15 protein-coding genes are annotated in these 18,010 nt (G+C 28.0%); 5 read left to right on the top strand and 10 right to left on the bottom strand.

Translation table 11 applies throughout. The annotated features are described in order from the left end of the window. Positions 1–4 precede the first annotated feature (4 nt). From ACH5BF_RS11850 to htpG, 3 genes are all read right to left on the bottom strand, one after another. Positions 5–748, bottom strand: a complete 744-nt coding sequence (locus tag ACH5BF_RS11850) for a sulfite exporter TauE/SafE family protein (RefSeq protein WP_423274450.1) — start codon at positions 746–748, stop codon at positions 5–7. A gap of 130 nt (positions 749–878) precedes the next feature. After that, positions 879–1,682, bottom strand: coding sequence for a DUF2971 domain-containing protein (locus tag ACH5BF_RS11845; RefSeq protein ID WP_423274449.1), 804 nt, complete (start codon positions 1,680–1,682; stop codon positions 879–881). A 176-nt stretch (positions 1,683–1,858) separates the two neighbouring features. Continuing rightward, complete coding sequence (gene htpG / locus ACH5BF_RS11840; protein ID WP_423274448.1) at positions 1,859–3,769, bottom strand: molecular chaperone HtpG; 1,911 nt, start codon at positions 3,767–3,769, stop codon at positions 1,859–1,861. Between the two features lie 186 nt (positions 3,770–3,955). Between htpG and ACH5BF_RS11835 the strand changes: the two genes are divergently transcribed. The 4 genes from ACH5BF_RS11835 (at position 3,956) to ACH5BF_RS11820 (ending at position 8,045) form a co-directional block, all read left to right on the top strand. Next, a complete protein-coding gene (locus tag ACH5BF_RS11835) occupies positions 3,956–4,318 on the top strand; it encodes a DoxX family protein (RefSeq protein WP_423274447.1) in 363 nt (120 codons plus the stop codon). A 66-nt stretch (positions 4,319–4,384) separates the two neighbouring features. Next, positions 4,385–6,262, top strand: coding sequence for an invasion protein CiaB (gene ciaB, locus ACH5BF_RS11830; protein ID WP_423274446.1), 1,878 nt, complete (start codon positions 4,385–4,387; stop codon positions 6,260–6,262). Positions 6,263–6,354: 92 nt separating this feature from the next. After that, positions 6,355–7,776, top strand: coding sequence for an SDR family oxidoreductase (locus ACH5BF_RS11825; RefSeq protein ID WP_423274445.1), 1,422 nt, complete (start codon positions 6,355–6,357; stop codon positions 7,774–7,776). 47 nt (positions 7,777–7,823) lie between these two features. Then, entirely contained in the window at positions 7,824–8,045 is a 222-nt protein-coding gene (locus tag ACH5BF_RS11820) for a cysteine-rich CWC family protein (protein ID WP_423274444.1), read from the top strand. A gap of 17 nt (positions 8,046–8,062) precedes the next feature. On the opposite strand, the gene ACH5BF_RS11815 is transcribed toward ACH5BF_RS11820, so the two are convergent. Genes ACH5BF_RS11815 through ACH5BF_RS11805 form a run of 3 tightly spaced genes read right to left on the bottom strand, consistent with a single transcriptional unit; the run spans position 8,063 to position 11,897 of the window. Further along, the gene (locus tag ACH5BF_RS11815) at positions 8,063–10,723 is read right to left on the bottom strand and encodes an MlaD family protein (RefSeq protein WP_423274443.1); all 2,661 of its coding nucleotides are present in this window, start codon (positions 10,721–10,723) and stop codon (positions 8,063–8,065) included. Next, the gene (locus tag ACH5BF_RS11810; protein WP_423274442.1) at positions 10,716–11,297 is read right to left on the bottom strand and encodes a paraquat-inducible protein A; all 582 of its coding nucleotides are present in this window, start codon (positions 11,295–11,297) and stop codon (positions 10,716–10,718) included. The genes ACH5BF_RS11815 and ACH5BF_RS11810 overlap by 8 nt, the downstream gene beginning before the upstream one ends. Continuing rightward, positions 11,298–11,897 (bottom strand): paraquat-inducible protein A, encoded by a 600-nt coding sequence (locus tag ACH5BF_RS11805; RefSeq protein WP_423274441.1) that lies wholly within the window; start codon positions 11,895–11,897, stop codon positions 11,298–11,300. It abuts the gene before it with no gap. Between the two features lie 147 nt (positions 11,898–12,044). Here ACH5BF_RS11805 and ACH5BF_RS11800 point away from each other — a divergent pair, with 147 nt between their 5' ends. Beyond that, positions 12,045–12,479, top strand: coding sequence for a globin domain-containing protein (locus tag ACH5BF_RS11800; protein WP_423274440.1), 435 nt, complete (start codon positions 12,045–12,047; stop codon positions 12,477–12,479). A gap of 15 nt (positions 12,480–12,494) precedes the next feature. On the opposite strand, the gene ACH5BF_RS11795 is transcribed toward ACH5BF_RS11800, so the two are convergent. From ACH5BF_RS11795 to ACH5BF_RS11780, 4 genes are all read right to left on the bottom strand, one after another. Continuing rightward, complete coding sequence (locus ACH5BF_RS11795) at positions 12,495–13,169, bottom strand: response regulator (protein WP_423274439.1); 675 nt, start codon at positions 13,167–13,169, stop codon at positions 12,495–12,497. A 13-nt stretch (positions 13,170–13,182) separates the two neighbouring features. After that, a complete protein-coding gene (locus ACH5BF_RS11790) occupies positions 13,183–14,493 on the bottom strand; it encodes a SagB family peptide dehydrogenase (RefSeq protein WP_423274438.1) in 1,311 nt (436 codons plus the stop codon). An 8-nt stretch (positions 14,494–14,501) separates the two neighbouring features. Then, positions 14,502–14,714 carry a hypothetical protein gene (locus ACH5BF_RS11785; RefSeq protein WP_423274437.1) on the bottom strand — a complete coding sequence of 71 codons (213 nt, stop codon included), beginning with the start codon at positions 14,712–14,714 and terminating at the stop codon, positions 14,502–14,504. A 76-nt stretch (positions 14,715–14,790) separates the two neighbouring features. Continuing rightward, complete coding sequence (locus ACH5BF_RS11780; RefSeq protein WP_423274436.1) at positions 14,791–17,976, bottom strand: NAD-glutamate dehydrogenase domain-containing protein; 3,186 nt, start codon at positions 17,974–17,976, stop codon at positions 14,791–14,793. Between the last annotated feature and the right edge of the window lie 34 nt (positions 17,977–18,010).

The following is an 18,010-nucleotide window of genomic DNA, read 5'->3' as shown; positions in this document are numbered from 1 at the left end:
GTGTTTAAATAGCTATTGTTTGAACTACTAAACCAACAGCTATGATAAATAATAAAGCTTTTAAAATCTTAGCATAAAACTTCCCATCGATTTTTTTCTTTATTTTTATACCAAAGTATAAACCAATAGCAACTAAAAACATACTAGCAAATGATATTTCAACAGCTGTACTACTAAATGCTCCAAAATATACAAAAGTTGCTATCTGCCCTACTTTTGTAAATAAAAAACATAAGTTTGATAGCTGAATCGTATCTTTTTTAGAGTATTTAAGCTCTAAAGTGTACATGATAGTCAAAGGTGCTACAACATTTGTAAGACCAGATACAACACCACCTATAAGTCCTAAACCATAAGTAGATGATTTTGGATAAGAAGAGATAAAAGTAGCTCTAACTTTTATAGCTGATTGAATCAAATAAGCAAAAATGATAAAAGCTAATAGCAACTTAAAATACTCAGAATTAAAATAAACAAGTATATAAGTTCCAACACAAGAACCAATCACCATAAGAAGTATAATAAACCAAAACTTCTTCAAAGCCTCAAAAAACTTCCCTTCACTTAAAATACTAACCAAGTTCACAATCATAGTAGGAACAATAATATAAGTAATAGTTGTTTGAATATCAGTAAAAAGTGCAACAACAGGCGTAGAAATAAGCCCAAAACCAAAACCAATACTTCCATGAATAAAAGAAGAAATCAGTATAACAAGAGTAAAAACAATAAGAAATTCAGTTTCCATATGACTACCTTTAATATTACATATAACTATGTGTAATACCAAATAGTATTACTAATCATTATATCAAAAGTTTATTAAAGGGGTTTGAAAATAAAAAGCAAAAAATATTCTTTACCAAAATACTATTCTTTCATAGTTTTATAGCTATATATTTTCCATATTGAAGTGATAACTTAAATAATGGTATATTATAATATTCTAATAAACACTTATACTTAGAATTACAATCAACTCCTAAAACAATAGCTTTCAAAGAATTTCCAAAATTAATATCTAAATCTTTTGTTTCTCTTGAAAAAACTAGCCATCTGTATTCATTTTCTGTTTTCCAATCAATATGTTTACGAAAATACTTGAACTTTAATAAATAGTTTTTATCTATTGCCTTATATAATAGTTCTGGGTTAAACTTCATTTCTTCGGAGTTAGTTTTTATATTCTTCAAGTCATAAAGTGAAAAACAAGTAGAATTTTCAATTAAAGGTATGAAATCTAAATATTCAACTTTATCTTCATATATCTTTACATTATCAATTTTATTAAACTCTTTTGATAATTCTTCTTTATCAAAAATTAAACACAAACCTTTACAATTATCTCCATAACTTGCCCACATTCTTGGTTTACCATATATATCAAGAGATAAATCAAAACAATTACTACTTTTTTTGTCATAAGAAGACACACAAAAAAGTTTTATATAATTATAAACATGTGATTTTAATTCACTTAATAAATTACAACATTCAATAGCGTCTTTATCTGAAAAACAAGGTTCGTTTTCAATCCAAGTAGAATCTCTTTCATATGGATCATTTACTTTAGAAACAGAACTGATACGTATTTTATTAGAGGGGAGTATATTTTTTAAGACTCTATGAACGTTAGTGTAATGAGCTACATATTTATCACTATTAAAATCTTCTAAATTCAAATTATTTCCTTAAATTATTTAACTTAATCTATTAGTATATAACAATTAAATAAACAACTAGTTGTATGTATATTCAAGGCGTAAATATTTTTTCTTGATTGAGCCTACAATAAGTAGGTGATTGAAAGAAAAACTATTTGCAACGCAGAAAATGCGTGCAAATAGTTGATTTATTTTTAAAGAGCTTTTGCTGTGATTCTTGATAATCTTTGCGCAAACGCTACTGCGTCTGTGATTTCCATACCTTCACTTAATTTTGCTTGGTCTAATAGTACCCATGATACATCTTCTACCATTTTATCATCTGATAAACCATTTAATTTTGTTACGATTTCGTGGTCTGGATTGATTTCTAAGATTGGTGCTGATTCTGGCATAGTTTGTCCCATAGCTCTCATCATTTGCATCATTTGTGCCATTTGTGCATCACCTGCGTCTTTTACTACACAAGATGGTGACTCAGAAAGTCTGTTTGTAACTCTTACATCAGATACACTCTCACCTAAAATATCTTTGATTTTTTTAGTGATGTCTTCAAACTTCTCTTCAACTTCTTTTTTCTCTTCTTCTGATTGCTCTACTTTTGGAGCTTCACAAGCTGTGATATCTTTGAATTCCCACTCTTTGTATGCACCATACATTGGAGTTACGATTTCATCGATTTCTTTGTCATCTAAGATTAAAACTTCGATGTCATTTTTCTTATATGCTTCTAAAAGTGGTGAGTTTCTAAGAACTTTTTCATTTTCACCTACGATATAGAAGATAGCTTTTTGTTCACTATCAGCAGCTTCTTTATAAGCTTCTAATGAAGTCATTTTTCCAGCTTCTGTTTTTGTAGATTTAAATCTAATTAATTCTAATAACTTATCTTTATTAGTGAAGTCTTGGTAAGCACCCTCTTTAAGTGGTCTATTGTATTGCTCAATAAATTCAGCATACTTTTCTTCATCTTTAGAAAGTTTTTTGATTTCAGATAAAATCTTTTTAACAGAAGATTGTTTGATGTTTGCTAAGATTCTGTTTTCTTGTAAGATTTCTCTTGATACATTTAGTGGTAAATCTTCACTATCAATAATACCTCTAACAAATCTTAAGTAAGTTGGTAATAACTCTTTTTCATCATCAGTAATAAATACTCTTTTAACATAAAGCTTAACACCTGGTTGGTAATCAGCTCTGTACATATCCATAGGTGCAGTTTTAGGGATATAGAAAAGTGTAGTATACTCATTTACACCCTCTGCTTTTGTATGAATAGTAACCATTGGGTCTTGTGAATCATGAGAGATTGATTTGTAGAAGTCGTTGTACTCTTCTTCTTTTACTTTTGATTTTGGTTGAGTCCATAAAGCTGTTGCTTCATTGATTTTCTCATGTCTTCTTTCAGTTGTTTTTTTAGCTTCTTTTCCAGCTTTTTTATCTTCTTCACTTAACTCTTCTTCTACTTCTTCACTATAGTTTAAGAAAATTGGGTAAGCGATATGGTTTGAGTATTTACCAATAATATTTTCAATTCTTGGCTTAGATGCAAACTCTTGGGCTTCTTCATCTTTAAGTTTGATGTAAATAACAGTTCCTGAAGACTCTTTTGTACAAGGTGATAAATCAAACTCACCAGTACCATCAGAAGACCATTTGTAAGCTTGCTCTTCACCTGCTTTTTTAGAGATAACATCTACTTTTGAAGCTACCATAAATACTGAATAGAAACCAACACCAAACTGTCCGATTAAGTTTGAGTCTTTTTTAGCATCACCTGTTAGAGCTTCAACAAATGATTTTGTTCCTGATTTTGCGATAGTACCAATAGAAGCGATTAAATCCTCTTCATTCATACCAATACCATTATCAATAATAGTTAAAGACTTATCAGCTTCATCAAAAGCGATATTAATCTCACCTGACCAATCTGCGTATTGTTCTTTTAGTTTATCATCAGTTAATTTTAAATAGTTTAACTTATCAATTGCGTCACTTGCATTTGATACTAATTCTCTTATAAAAATCTCTTTATTTGAGTATAAAGAGTGTGTCATTAAGTGTAATAATTGTCCTACTTCTGTCTGAAATTGATGTTTTGCCATTCTAATTTCTCCTATAATATTTTATTTTTATTGGATAATTTTAACAAAACTTTATAAAAGAAAGCTAAAGTTTTAATAATTTTTAGCACTTTTATATATCAAGTGCTAATTTTTTAAACTTTTTGCATTATACATACACTAAACATTAATAAAATATAATATTAAATAAATATAAAAGGTTTAAAAATGACAGCACTAAAAGTCTTATTTTATTTAGCAACATTGCCAATCGTTTTACTTGTAGGTTTTTATGGAGGAGCTATTGATATTTTACTTGAAGAGCAAGTAATCATGGCAAATGATTCACTAAAGTATCCTCTATATTTTTTCCCTATGCTTGGTGTATTTAAAATCATGGGAGGGATTATACTTCTTTTACCAAAGGATTTTAATAGAATAAAAGAGTGGGCTTATGCAGGTTTTACTTTTGATTTTATTGCAGCTTCATATTCACACTTTGCTGTAGGTGACCCTATAGAGAAAATAGCTGCCCCTTTAGTTTTACTTGTAGTTCTTGCTATATCTTACTTTTTAAAAGATAAAATTTAATATATTATATAAAAAAAAGATATAACTAGATAGACTTACAAAATAGATAAACTAAAGGATAAAGTTTTGGATAAAAACAAATTTTTAGAAGATTTAAATGAAGTATATGAGTATTTAGATGCTCAAAAAACAAATACAAATAAACTAATATCATATTTAGAAAATAAAGATTATGAGAAACTTACTATCATAGATGAGTTTGCAAAAAACTTAGACTTAGAGATGAGAGACGATTTAAGATTTGCACTTGTTACTAGACTTGTAAGTTTAAGAGATGATTCACTTGTACAAGTACTTAAAAAGTACGAAAAAAGTGAAGAAGAGATAATAGAACTTCAAGAGAAAGCATACTGCTTTGTAAGAGACTTTTGGCATGAAAAACATAAAAACACACTTGAATACATCAAAAACAACAACTTATTAACTCCTTTTTACCAAGAGATTTTTCAAGGTGTTTACAATGTAGGTCTAAAAATGTCATCATGGCAAAGTGTATGGACTGCACACATTATAAATGGTATAAACAAAGAGTTATTAGCTAAGTTTGATGGTGATGAGTCAAAAGTATATGAGTACTTAGAAAACAATCATCTTTATGACTTAGGTCACAATGACATGATAGCAGATAGATCATACTCAGCACTTGTAAAACAAAAAGAGGAGTATAAATCACAAGCATATATCAAGTCTTTCAAAGAGCAAACAACAGCGGTAATAGATGAGCTTGAAGAGTTTGAAGAAAGACTTATTGAGCTTGAAGATGATGTATATGGTGAAAAATGGAACTATATTTTATATATCCAATCACTAATCAAAGCCTTTAGTGAAGACAAAGAGCATAAACTAGTAGCAAAATGGGCAGATGTTGATAGAGCTTGGATGAAAATCAAAGCACCTATTCAAATAGGTCACCCTTTAGAGTACTATGAAGATCACTTTAGAAAAGCCGTTGCACTTGAGTGGGATATAAGACTTTCAAATCCACAGTTTGCACAAAATGACCACAGAGTAACAAAAATCAAATCAGCTTTTGCAAAAGTATTTGATAGAATTGAGCAAACACAAGAGTACAAAAATATCTATAACTTCTCGCTAAAATCACTTGATAAAGTTCAACTTTATATAGGAAGACCTGCTGTGTTTTTTGGGGCTGAATTCAATGGACTATTTTCAGCACAAGTTGTACCAAATGATGAGATAGTTTCAAAAGAAGAAGGTAAAAAAATCTTTGCATTTAGTGATGAAATACTTCAAAGCAGTCGTGCAAAGCCATTTTTAAAAATCTCAAAAGAGACTTTTGGACAAGAGCTACTTACAGAAGATAGAACTTTCCTTTTCAATGAAACTTCAAAATGGCACCAAGTTTACGATATCACAACTATTGGACATGAGTTTGGTCATATTTTATGGTGTGATGATGAAACAGAATCAGCTATGAATAAAACAGGAAACTTCAAAAATATAGAAGAGTTCAAAGCTACAACTGGTGGATTAGTTTCATTTTTCTTAGATGAACAAGATGATGAAAAAGAGCTTGAAAGACAAGTACTTATTGATACAGTAAAAAGAGCTGTTGGACTTATGGGATGGATGGAAGTAGATGAAGTACAACCATACTATTGTGAAGGGCTTATTCATTTAGCTGGACTTTTTGATAGTGGTATTTTAGATTGGGATGAGAAAAACCTAATCGTTGATATGAGTGATGAAAAACATGAAGCACTTAAAAAATGGTATGTTCAAACTTACACTGATTTAGCAAAACACTACCTTGATAAAAAAGACGCAACACAGTTCTTAAATCAATACGCAGTAAAAGAAGAAAAATACTTCATGCCAGTAAACAAAAAAATCAACTCATTTGTAAAATACTACTTTAAAAGATACCAAGAAATTGGTCAAGAGTTAGATACAGAAGATAAAAAAGAAAACTATATAAACTAAAGGGAAACCTTTTGTTTATATAACTACAAAATAACTCTATAAAAACACAATTTATAATGCTAAAATAAAATAAACTGTTAGAAGGATATATTATGAAAGTATTATTAACAGGCTCAACAGGATATATCGGTAGAAGATTAAAACAAAAACTACTAGCAGATAAAAATATAAATTTAAGACTTTTTGTGAGAAATAAAAAAAGTCTATCTTCAAATATGAAAAAAGATGTGGAAGTTATAGAAGGTGATACTTTTAATAAAGGTAGCCTTAGAAAAGCACTTGAAGGTGTGGATGTAGCTTTCTATTTAATTCACTCACTAAATAGAAGTGACTATAAAAATCTTGATAAAATTTCAGCTCAAAACTTTGTAGAAATAGCCAAAGAGTGTGGTGTAAAAAAAATCATCTACTTAGGTGGTCTTGGTGTTAAAAATGATGATACAAGTGAACACTTACTTAGTAGACTTGAAACAGGTGAAGTATTATGTCAAGAAGAAGGAATTCAAACTATTTGGATTAGAGCTGGGGTTATTATTGGTTCTGGAAGTACTAGTTTTGAGATTATTAGAAATCTTACAGAAAAACTTCCAGTTATGACCACGCCAAAATGGGTATTTACAAAAGCTCAGCCAATTGCTGTAGATGATGTTCTTTCTTACTTACAAGAATCAATTTACTTAGATACAAAAGATAACCTAATAGTTGATATAGGAACACAACAACTTACATACAAAGATATGATGATTCAGACAGGTAAAGCTTTGGGATTAAAAAGAGTTATTATACCTCTTCCTTTTTTATCAATAAATTTATCTTCTTATTGGTTAAATCTATTCACTCCCGTACCTTTTCAAGTAGCAAAAGCTTTAATTGAGGGACTTAAATCAGAAGTTGTTATTCAAAATGACAATGCTTTAAAATATTTCCCAAATATAAAACCTATGCCTTTTATAGAAGCTGTAAAAAAAGCTGTTGAAGAGATAGAAACAAATCAAGTAATAAGTAGATGGAGTGATAATGCTGGAAAAATTTGGGAGAAAGACCACTCAAAAGAGATAGCTGATGCTATTTTTATAGATAGAAAAGAGATGGATATTTCTAATCTTGATAAAGAAAAAGTCTTTAAAAGCTTTATCAACATTGGTGGTGAGCATGGTTGGTTTGATTATGATTTTCTTTGGGAACTTAGAGGAATACTTGATAAATTAATAGGTGGAGTTGGACTAAAAAGAGGAAGAAGAAGCCAAGATGAGTTAAGAGTTGGAGAGAGTTTAGACTTTTGGAAAGTTGTGGATATAAAACAAAATGAAAGACTTTTACTTTTTGCTCAAATGAAAGTCCCAGGAAGTGCTTGGCTTGAATTTAAAATAAAAGATAATAAATTAATTCAATCAGCATACTTTTATCCAAAAGGTGTTTTTGGAAGATTGTATTGGTACGCACTTATTCCTCTTCACTATTTTGTATTTACAAATATGATAGAAAGTATTGTAAAAAAAGCCTCTACAAAATAAAAGAGAAGCTTAGTTATAATTTGTTTAAATCATATAAAAAGAGAATTATGGAAATAAATAAAAAACTATGCCCTTTTTGTAAAAATGAAAACAAATGTGAGGCACATATTCCAAACAATAACTGTTGGTGCAATAAAATAAGTGTACCTAAAGATTTAAGAGCTTTGATTCCAAAAGAGCTACAAATGAAAGCTTGTATTTGTCAAAACTGCGTACAAGCTTTTAATCAGAATAAAGAAAAGTTTTTAAAAGAGATAAATCCATTTTAATAGATTTATCTTTTTTATTATTTTATTTGAGGAGTTAATTTATCCCAACCATCTGGTAATTCTTCAATTAAACTAAACTCATCACTACTGCTTGCTTTTTGAGTAAATTGTTCAGGAGTTACTAAAACTAATCCACCTTTTAAAATGCTTGTAAAGGTATTTGACTCAACTTTAGAACCTGAGAAAATAGAAAACTTAACATTAAAACCACTTATATCATAAAAACTTGAGTTCTTTCTAACTAAATGAGCGTATCTATTTTCAATTTGACAATGCATTATAACCTTAGAACCATCATGAGATAACTCTTTTTTATGTATCTTTCCAATTTGTACAAACTTATAATAAATAGGTGCATTTACATCTGCTTTTGAAGCATGAATAGAGTTCACTTTAAAAGTAACTCCCTCATGAGTTTTATCAATAGCAGGTAATTCATCAAATCCTACAAAGCTATTTTCAAAAATATTTTTGGCTTTTGAAGTTACAACTCCAATATTTACAGCCATTACTGTTGAACCTACATCTGATACTTGCTGTAAAGAAATAATAGGTTTTTTAAGATAGTAAATAACACCTTTTTTAGCAAAACTTTCATAGTCATCATAAATTTGTGCTTTTACAACTGCTTTTTGCTTTTCATTTAAAGATATCTTTGTAACTTTCCCTATCTTTACACCCTTGTATGTAAGCTGTGAGAACTCCTCATGTAAACCTTCCACATCATCAAAAACTATAGTAATACTGTTTGAAATATTTTTTAACTCATCATAAGAAGAGTATATTTTTCTTTTAGTATAACTTTTATCTGTTTTACTCTCTAAGTGAATAGAACCCTCTAAAAAGGAAGTAAAGTTATCAATATTTAGATTTATTCCATTTAAACTAGCTTTGAAATCTAACTTTGACTTCTTATAAAAAGCACTTGTATTATTTATATATTTCTTAAATCCTTTATAAATAAAAAGCTTAGCTTTTGATTCATTTTCAGAAAAAGAGACAGACTTAATAAAACCTATTTCTTTATTTTTATAAACAACAGCCATACCCTCTTCTAAACTAAAACTATTATCAAAGTAAGCAGTAAATAAACTTCCTTGGTTATATACTCTTTTTAAATCTCTAACTTCTTTATAATCTTCATAAAGTTTGAAACTATTCTTTGTAAGTTTAGAAGCTCTTTTTTCACTTAAAATACCAATAGCTCCATTTAATAAAGGTGTAAAACCACTATAATTTATATCTAAATCAAGATTTTTCATATCTATAAGTTTTGAACTCATATCATAAAATAAAGTATGGTCATTTACTAAGTTTTCATACTCTTTATCTAAAGAGACTTTTATTTCTACTTTTGAGTAGTTTTTACTAAAATTAAAATCTACTACTTTTCCAATCTCAATATTTTTAAAATATAGTTTTGATTTTTTTGTAATAGAGTTTAAATCATTTGCATATAAAGTAATGATTTTACTATCTAAGCTTTTTTGTAAGTCTTGATAATCCTTAGCTATAAATATCTCTTTTTCTTCACCCTTTTTATAATCTAAAGAAATATAATCACCCCTTACAATATTTCCAAGATTCTCCACTCCATCTATACTTACATTTGCTCTTTTAATGAAAAATTCTGACTTATCTGTAAGTAGATATTTATACTTGTCATATACAAAAGCTTTTGTTGAAATATCATCAGGAGTTAGAGATATTTCAGTGATTTTTCCTACTGTAATACCTTTATAAATAATAGGTGTGTCTTCCCCTATTCCACTTGCATTTGCAAATTTGATATGAAAATATTTTTTCTTCTTTAAATCATCTTTACTTGAATAAAGAATATGAACTTCTTCTCTTTTGATTTTTTCATCATCTTTCTTAGGAGTTATAACTGTTATCCCACCAACTATTGCAGAGTATAATGAACCTAACTCTACATTTAATCCACTTGGACCATAGTTTACTTTTAAAGCGCTATTCATTACAAACTTTGAACTATTATTTACAAGGTAATTAAATTTATCATAAATATAGGCATTTAAAAATGCTTTTTCTGCTTTAAACTCTTTTGATACAACTTCACCGATTTGATACTGGTTATAGAAAATAGGTGTTCCAACTTCTAAGCTCTCTTTATCATTTGCAAGAAGTGTGATATAGTACCCATCTGCTGAAAGCTCATCGTCAGGTCTACTATCAAGCCCTTCAAAGATGTACTTCTCTTTTCCTGTTTCAAACTCTTCTTTTGTTCTAAATTTTGGTGAGATTTCAATCTTAAAACCACTAATTAAAGTACTTAATCCTGATACTTTTGTCAATGAGATTGTAGGTCTTTTGATATAAAATCTTGAACTTTCACTTGCCACATATTTAGCTACTTCATTTTTTACAAGGATATTTACTTTTACACTTTTTAAATCATCATGAAGTTTAATATTAGTTACTTTACCAAGTTGTAGTCCTTTGTACTCTAAAGGAGTAACATTCTCTTTTAATCCTTCAGCACTTTTAAAAACAACTTCAATATTTGTTCCTTTTTTCATATATGATTCATAAGCAATCCAAGATAAAATACCTAAAATAATTAAAGGTAAAACCCAAATAAAAGATACAGCTCTTTTACTTGTTTTCTCTTTTGCTTTATATACTACATCAGTTATTTCTTCATTTTGATTACTCATCCCAAATTATCCTTGTATCAAATCTATAAGCAGCTATCATAGTAATAACAACAACTAAAGCAAAGGAAGTAGCAGCGATACCACCTTTTATGTTAAAAAGTTCATCCATTTGCACAACAGAAGCCATGATTGCAACTACATAAATATCAATCATAGACCATTTTCCTATCATATCAATAAACTTAAAAACTACTAGTTTTGTTTTATTACTCATTTTTATACGTATTTTCAAACTTACAAAAATCAATAATAATCCAACAAGTTTTACCACAGGAATAACAACACTTGCTATAAAAACAACACTTGCTATAAAATAGTTTTCATACTCTAAAAAACTAATAACACCTTCTAAAATTGTACTTTGTGTTGTAACTCCAAACTTTGTAATCTCCATCATTGGATATACCATAGCAGGAATATATAAAAGTATTGCACTAACTACTAAAGCTAATGATACTTGTAAAGAATAATGAACTCTTTTTCTTACAATATGATTACATCTATCACAAACAAAATTATCATAATTAGATTTTTCAAAAACTTTGTGACAGTTTTTACATGAAATTAAAGGCATTTACTCTCCAAAAACATTTTTACCCTCAAACTTTATATTAGACATATACAAACAAAACAAATATACTAACATAACATAAAAACCAACATCAAATTTAGTACTATCAGCCATCCCAACAAGCTTGATATATGTTACGATAACACTTATAATAAAAACTTCTATAAATCCCCAATGTTTAAAAAACACTAAACTATCATGAAGTAAAGTATCTGTAAAAAACTTTATTTTAGTATGCATTTGAATAAATGAAAAAATTATAATAAGCGAATTTAGAACAGGTGCTAAAAAAATAGTAAAAAAGACAATTAATGCCACAAAAAAAAGATTTTGTTCTAATAAAATCAAAATAGTATCATATAAAGTTGTCTTTAAATATGAGTTATTAACATCTAAACTAATTAAAGGATATATATTTAAAAGTACAAAAAGTAAAAGCGCAGAAACTGCGTAATATAATGAGTCAAAACTATGATTGTTTTCAAGTAATAATCTAGAATTGCATCTTGGACATTTAAACTTTTTGCCTTTTTGCTTTTTTTCTTTAGCAATAAAAAGTCCACATCCATAACACTCAATTACTTTATTTGTATCTACTGACATTATTTCCCTTTAGTTAAGATATATTTTAACATAATTAACTTTTTTATGCTTTAATAGTTTTAAGTGAGTATTTTACTTTACCATAGTATTATTACTTTGCTATTTAGCATAAATACAAACAATTTTTAAATTTAAAAGGTTAATAAAATGGAATTTAATATAACTCCTGCTCAAGTTGGAACTAGACCACCTGTTGAAAAACCAAGCCCAGCAGTTTTAGAATATCTTGGTGAAGAAGGAATGAGAAAACTTGTTTCTGATCATTATGATTTATTAAGACAAAGTAACATCAAAGGACTTTTCCCTCCTACAGACGAAGGGTTTGCAAAAGCAAAAGAACATTCAGCAGATTTCTTTATTCAAATTTGTGGTGGACCTCAATACTTCAATCAAAAAAGAGGAAGACCAATGATGGCTGCAAGACATGCACCATTTAAAATTAATCCTGAAGCTAGAAGAGTTTGGCTTGAATCATATGCAATGGTTTTAAGAACACATGAAATGCCAGAAGAATTAAAAGTATCTTTTTGGAACTACCTAGATATCTTTTCTATTTGGATGATGAATACAAATGAAGCTTAAAAGAGTAAGAAAAACTTACTCTTTTATATAAATACCAATTCCCTTTTCAGAGGCAATATCGATTTTTTCTAATTTAGACTTTAATCTATGAATTAATTGTCTTCTTGCAACATCTGAACCTTTTTTATCTTTCCAGATTGCAGTATTTACAGCATCATAAGGTAAAATATCACCCATTGAATTTACTAATAGAGAAAGTAAAATACTCTCATTTCTTGTAAGAACGATTTCCTCATCATTTTCAAAAATCTTTTTATTTGTAAAGTCATATTTATAAACATCATTGATGTCTTTCATTTTTCTTTTTTCTAAAATTTGATATTTTGAAATTGCAATTTTAATCATTGTATCAAGTTCATCAATTCTAATTGGTTTTACTAAATATCCAACCATATTAGTAATATCTGAAGCTCTTTTAATTTTTTCTTCATCATTGTAAGCAGTTGTGAAAATAATAGGTAAGTTATAAGTATTTTGTAAAATCTTAGAAACCTCTATTCCATCTGTTAAACCTCTAATCTCAATGTCAGAAACAACAATATCAATACTTGTATCAAAAGCCACTTCTAAAGCATCTTCAGCAGTATCTACAATATCTACTACTTCATATCCAAAGTTTTCAATAACTGATTTTAAATTTTCAGCAATCATTTTTTCGTCTTCGATTAAAAGTACTCTAATCTTATCCAATTTTACCCCTTTATTAATTTCCTATCGCTAATGAGTATAAAACCATACAATACTCATCTATAAACTCGCAAACTTCATCATCATAATAAGCACCTATTCCACTACAACCAATTTGCATATAGTTACTTGCTAAATATAATCTATGACCAATTATTCCAGCTTTTTGATATAAAGCCTGATAGTTTTTATCTTTTGAAGTTAAATAAAAAGTTATAGCACTACTTGAACCTAAGTCTTGTTCTAAACATAAATAACCAGCCTTAGTTTTAAAATCGCCTTTTTTTATCAACTTTCCATTTTTATATAAACCAATAGGCATATTTTCAACTCTATTTATAACATAATAAATATCTATTTGCTCATCACAATCAGATGTAATTGCTTGATTTAAAATATTTAATATTGATTCATATTCAACTTTTGTGATAGCTTTTTTAGAAAAGCCTCTAATAGACCTTCTTTGAAAAACTGTCTGTTTAAAAAGTTCTTTATTATATACAAAATTTGCTTTAGATAATTGTACTATTTTATTATTTAATTTAGATGAGAGAGAATATGCCTCTTCTATTAGTTTATTTCTCTCAAAAATCTCATCTTTACTATTTTGCTCAACTTTTAAACCATCTATAGTTGGTAGAGTCAAGGTTATAGGGCTTTTTAAGCTATTTTCATTCTTTGAACATAAAACAACTGATGTAAAAAACTCTTTCTCATCAAAATTAAAAAGAGTATTAAGTTTTTCCCTATTAAAATCATATAAAATTGAAAAATCTTTTTCAAAAAGGTAAGAAGAGGCTTCAATTGAACCTAAAATATGCCCTGCATCTAATAAACAATATCTAAATGCTCTATTTTTATATTTCCATGATGAACGATAATATATAGATGAAATTAAAAAAATAAAACCATCTAAAGAACTATCTAAACCTAAATTTGCTTCTATTCCTTCATTTTCTTTGAGTTTATAAAGCAAAGTTGCACTAGATGAGCTAATCTCAAAATGATAAATTCCATCTTCGAAACCCTCTTCATTTCTAACTTGAAAATAGATTTCATTTGGATAAAGTGCTCCTGCACTTGGATTTACTCGAAGATAATATTCAACAGAAGGATAAACCTTTTTGGCACTAACCCCTGCTATTAAATATATAAAATTGTGGTTATCTAAGTTTGTATTTAAATCTATTCTTTCAAACTCATTTGGATAGTTTTTAAAAGTACTTGGTTGATTATCCCAATCTAATCTGTTAGGGAAAGCCCTAACAGAATGGTATGAGTGTTTTGTTTCTAAATGATATTTAAAAAAATCATAAAATTGTGTCATTTTTACCTTTATTTCTTAGTAGCAGTAATTCCTGGATTTTCTGGTGTTCCAACATAATCATTTGGTGTTGATGTTGCTTTAAAATAAGCAAATACAGCTCCTACAATTAATAAAACTACTATTACATTTCTTACTATATTTCTTTTTTCTTGAGATTCATTTCCATCATAATCTTCAATTTTATCCATACTTAATTCATCGTCAAAATCTGTCTTTTTCATAGTTATATCCTTTCACATTTTACTATAAGTATAACTAATTTAATTTTAACAATCAAGTGTTAATTATAAGTTAAAATTATATCAATGAAACCATTAACTGATTAACAGTAATAGCTATTTCTTTAATATCTTTTACTTCTTTTGCCATAAATGAATCTAAATGAGATCTAACTTTATAGAAAACCTCTTTCTCATTTGTTACAAAATTTGCAAAAGCTACATCAGGTTCTTCGTTTAATCTTTTAAACTCTAAAACTTTCTTAGTGTAGTGTACCACAATAAAGTCAATGAATTGTAACACCTGATTTCTTAGAGTCATATCACTTTGTGTTGATATTTTTACTCTATTTAATGCAATTACTATCTCTAGAATATTAAATTCGTGAATTAATGAATAGAATAGAATAATTACATCTTTAAATGAATGATTTGTACTCTCTTTTATCATAATTGCAGCAATTGCAAATCTTAAATAATCAATTACAGAATAGAACTGATTAAAGTCATTATCATCTTCAATAAGAACTTCTACTCTTTGATTATGAACTTCTGATAATAACAAGAACAACTCTTCTTTGTGGTCTAAAATATGAGAAGAATCTAATTGATTTTTCTTTAAATATTTTAACATCCATCTTGTACTTGCATATAATGTATATTCTAGTTTATTGATTAATTTATACTGTTTTTCAACATTCATAACATAATCTTGGTCATAAATCTTTTGTCTAATAGTTCTAGCACCAAATAACTGCTTGATAATAAGATAAGATTTAATCTTTAATAAGAATCTATCATTTCCTAGTTTTTCATAATCACTAACAAAAGTACACCCTTGAGAGTTGATAATTATATCAGCCATCATAGTAGCAATAATCTCTCTTTTTAAAGGATGATTTGATATATCATGTTCATAAGCACCTACAAAAGATTTTGGGAAGTATCTATATAAGAACTGCTGCGCAAATTGCTCATCTATTAGTGTTGAATCTAATAATACTTTTTTCACAAAAATCTTGCTATAAGATAGTAATGAACCTAATACTGGTCTTACAATTGAACCATGAATATCAATTATTTCATTTATATTTTCATTTTTAGGAATATAGAAATCTCTTCTATTAAAAGCTTCTATATTGTTTTCTAAAACTTCTATTGTTTTTATAAAATCATTTACATATTTTCTTGAAAACTGCTCATCAATAGATATAACAAAAGCTTGGTCGTAGTTACTTTGTAAAACCATATCAACTACTTGATCAGTTAAAGAGTAAAGTGTATCTTGTACTTGCTTTTGAGTTAAAACACCTTGTGATTTAATACTATTTAATAAAATCTTTAAGTTAACTTCATGGTCAGAAGTATTAACTCCCGCTGCATTATCAATTGCATCTTGGTGTATTCTTCCTCCATTTAAAGCATATTCAATTCTTGCTCTTTGAGTAAATCCTAAATTTCCACCTTCACAAACTATCTTTGCTTTGATTTCATTTGCATCAACCCTTACAGCTTCATTTTGTTTATCACCTAAATCAAGGTTATTTTCATCACTTGCTTTTACATAAGTTCCAACACCACCGTTAAATAACATATCAACTTCTAATGTAAGTAACTTTCTACATAATTCTTCACCTGATATTACTTTTTTAGTAGTATTTAAAAGCTTTTTAATTTCAGGTGTTAAAGTAATCTCTTTATCACTTCTTTTAAAGATTCCTCCACCTTTTGAAATAAGTTTAGTATCGTAGTTTTTCCAACCACCATTTTTTGATTCAAATAGTCTTTTTCTCTCTTTGTAAGAGGCTTTTAAATCTGGTGTTGGGTCAATAAAAATATCACTATGAGAAATAGCAGCTACTAGTTTGAATTTTTCTGATTCAATCATACCATTTCCAAAAACATCTCCACTCATAGAACCAATACCAACAACAGAAACTTCATCTTTGTAAATATCAATACCATCTTCAATAAAGAATCTTTTTGTAGACATAATAGAACCTCTTGCAGTGATTCCTAAGTCCTTATGACCGTAACCATTACTTCCACCACTAGCAAAAGCATCACCAAGCCAATAACCTCTACTAATTGCAATATCATTTGCAACATCACTCATAGAAGCAGTTCCTTTATCAGCAGCAACTACAAAATACGGGTCATCACCATCATAAGCTATGATTCTTTCATCTCTTACTACTTCAGAATTAACCATATTATCAACTAAGTCTAAATTAGCATTGATAAACTCTGAATAAACATAAGTAAAAAACTCTTTTGTTACATCAGCACTTGGTCTATTTATAACAAAGCCACCTTTTGAACCATCAGGAATAATAATAGAGTTTTTACCTTCTTGAGTAATCATTAAAGATTTAACTTCTTGTCTATAGTCATCATGTCTATCTGACCATCTAAGACCACCTCTTGATACTTTTGACATTCTTAAATGAACACCGTAAAATTCTGGATGATAAATAAAGTTTTCAAAGTTTGGTTGTAAACCTCTTAAGTCTTTTCCAAAAGTTTTTGTATCAATTTTAAAAGATATAGTCTCTTTATCTAAAAAGTAGTTTGTTCTTAAAAGTGATTTTAAAAATAGTAATGTAATATTTAAAACTTTATCATCAATAATTTGAGGAATAGCCTTAATCTCATCTTTGATTTTATCTTCTAGTTCTACTAAGAGTTTTTTTCTATCTTTTAATTCAGGGTCAAATTTTGCAATAAAATATTTAACAAAAAGACAAGCTAATTTATCATGTTTTGTCAAAGTATTTAAAATTGTTGCAGAGTTGATAGTTAAAACCGCTTGGTCAATATACTCAATAAATGCTCTTAAAAGTTTTATCTTTCTTAGTGATAAGTTTTGTTTATAAACTAAAGAAAATGCTTTTGAGTGTTTAAGACCTGTGTTTTTTAAACTTGTAGCAATAATATACTCTAAATTATCCTTTGCTTCTTCAAGTTTTGTTGCATCTTTAACATTTAAATTAAATCTTGAAATATAAATATCTTTTTCATTGTGAGATACACTATACGTAACCTCATCAATAATCTCAAAACTAATATTATGAAGTAAAGGAGTTATATGCGATAAGAAAAGTTTTTTTGTTGAAAAAATCTTTACATATTTTGTATCTTTTCCATCTAAAATTTTAGCAACTATTCCTTCTTTTAAAACCTCTTCAAAAAGCTCATCGCTTACAGCTAAATCATCAGGAGTTAAAAGTTGTGAACATATTGCATGCATATCCGAATTAGCCATCATTCTTCCTTTATATTATAAATTATTTTATAAT

Source organism: Arcobacter pernae, from assembly GCF_049472135.1.
Taxonomy (GTDB): Bacteria; Campylobacterota; Campylobacteria; order Campylobacterales; family Arcobacteraceae; genus Arcobacter_B.
The sequence above is the reverse complement of the archived record's forward strand: the minus strand, read 5'-3'. Positions and strand labels throughout refer to the sequence as shown.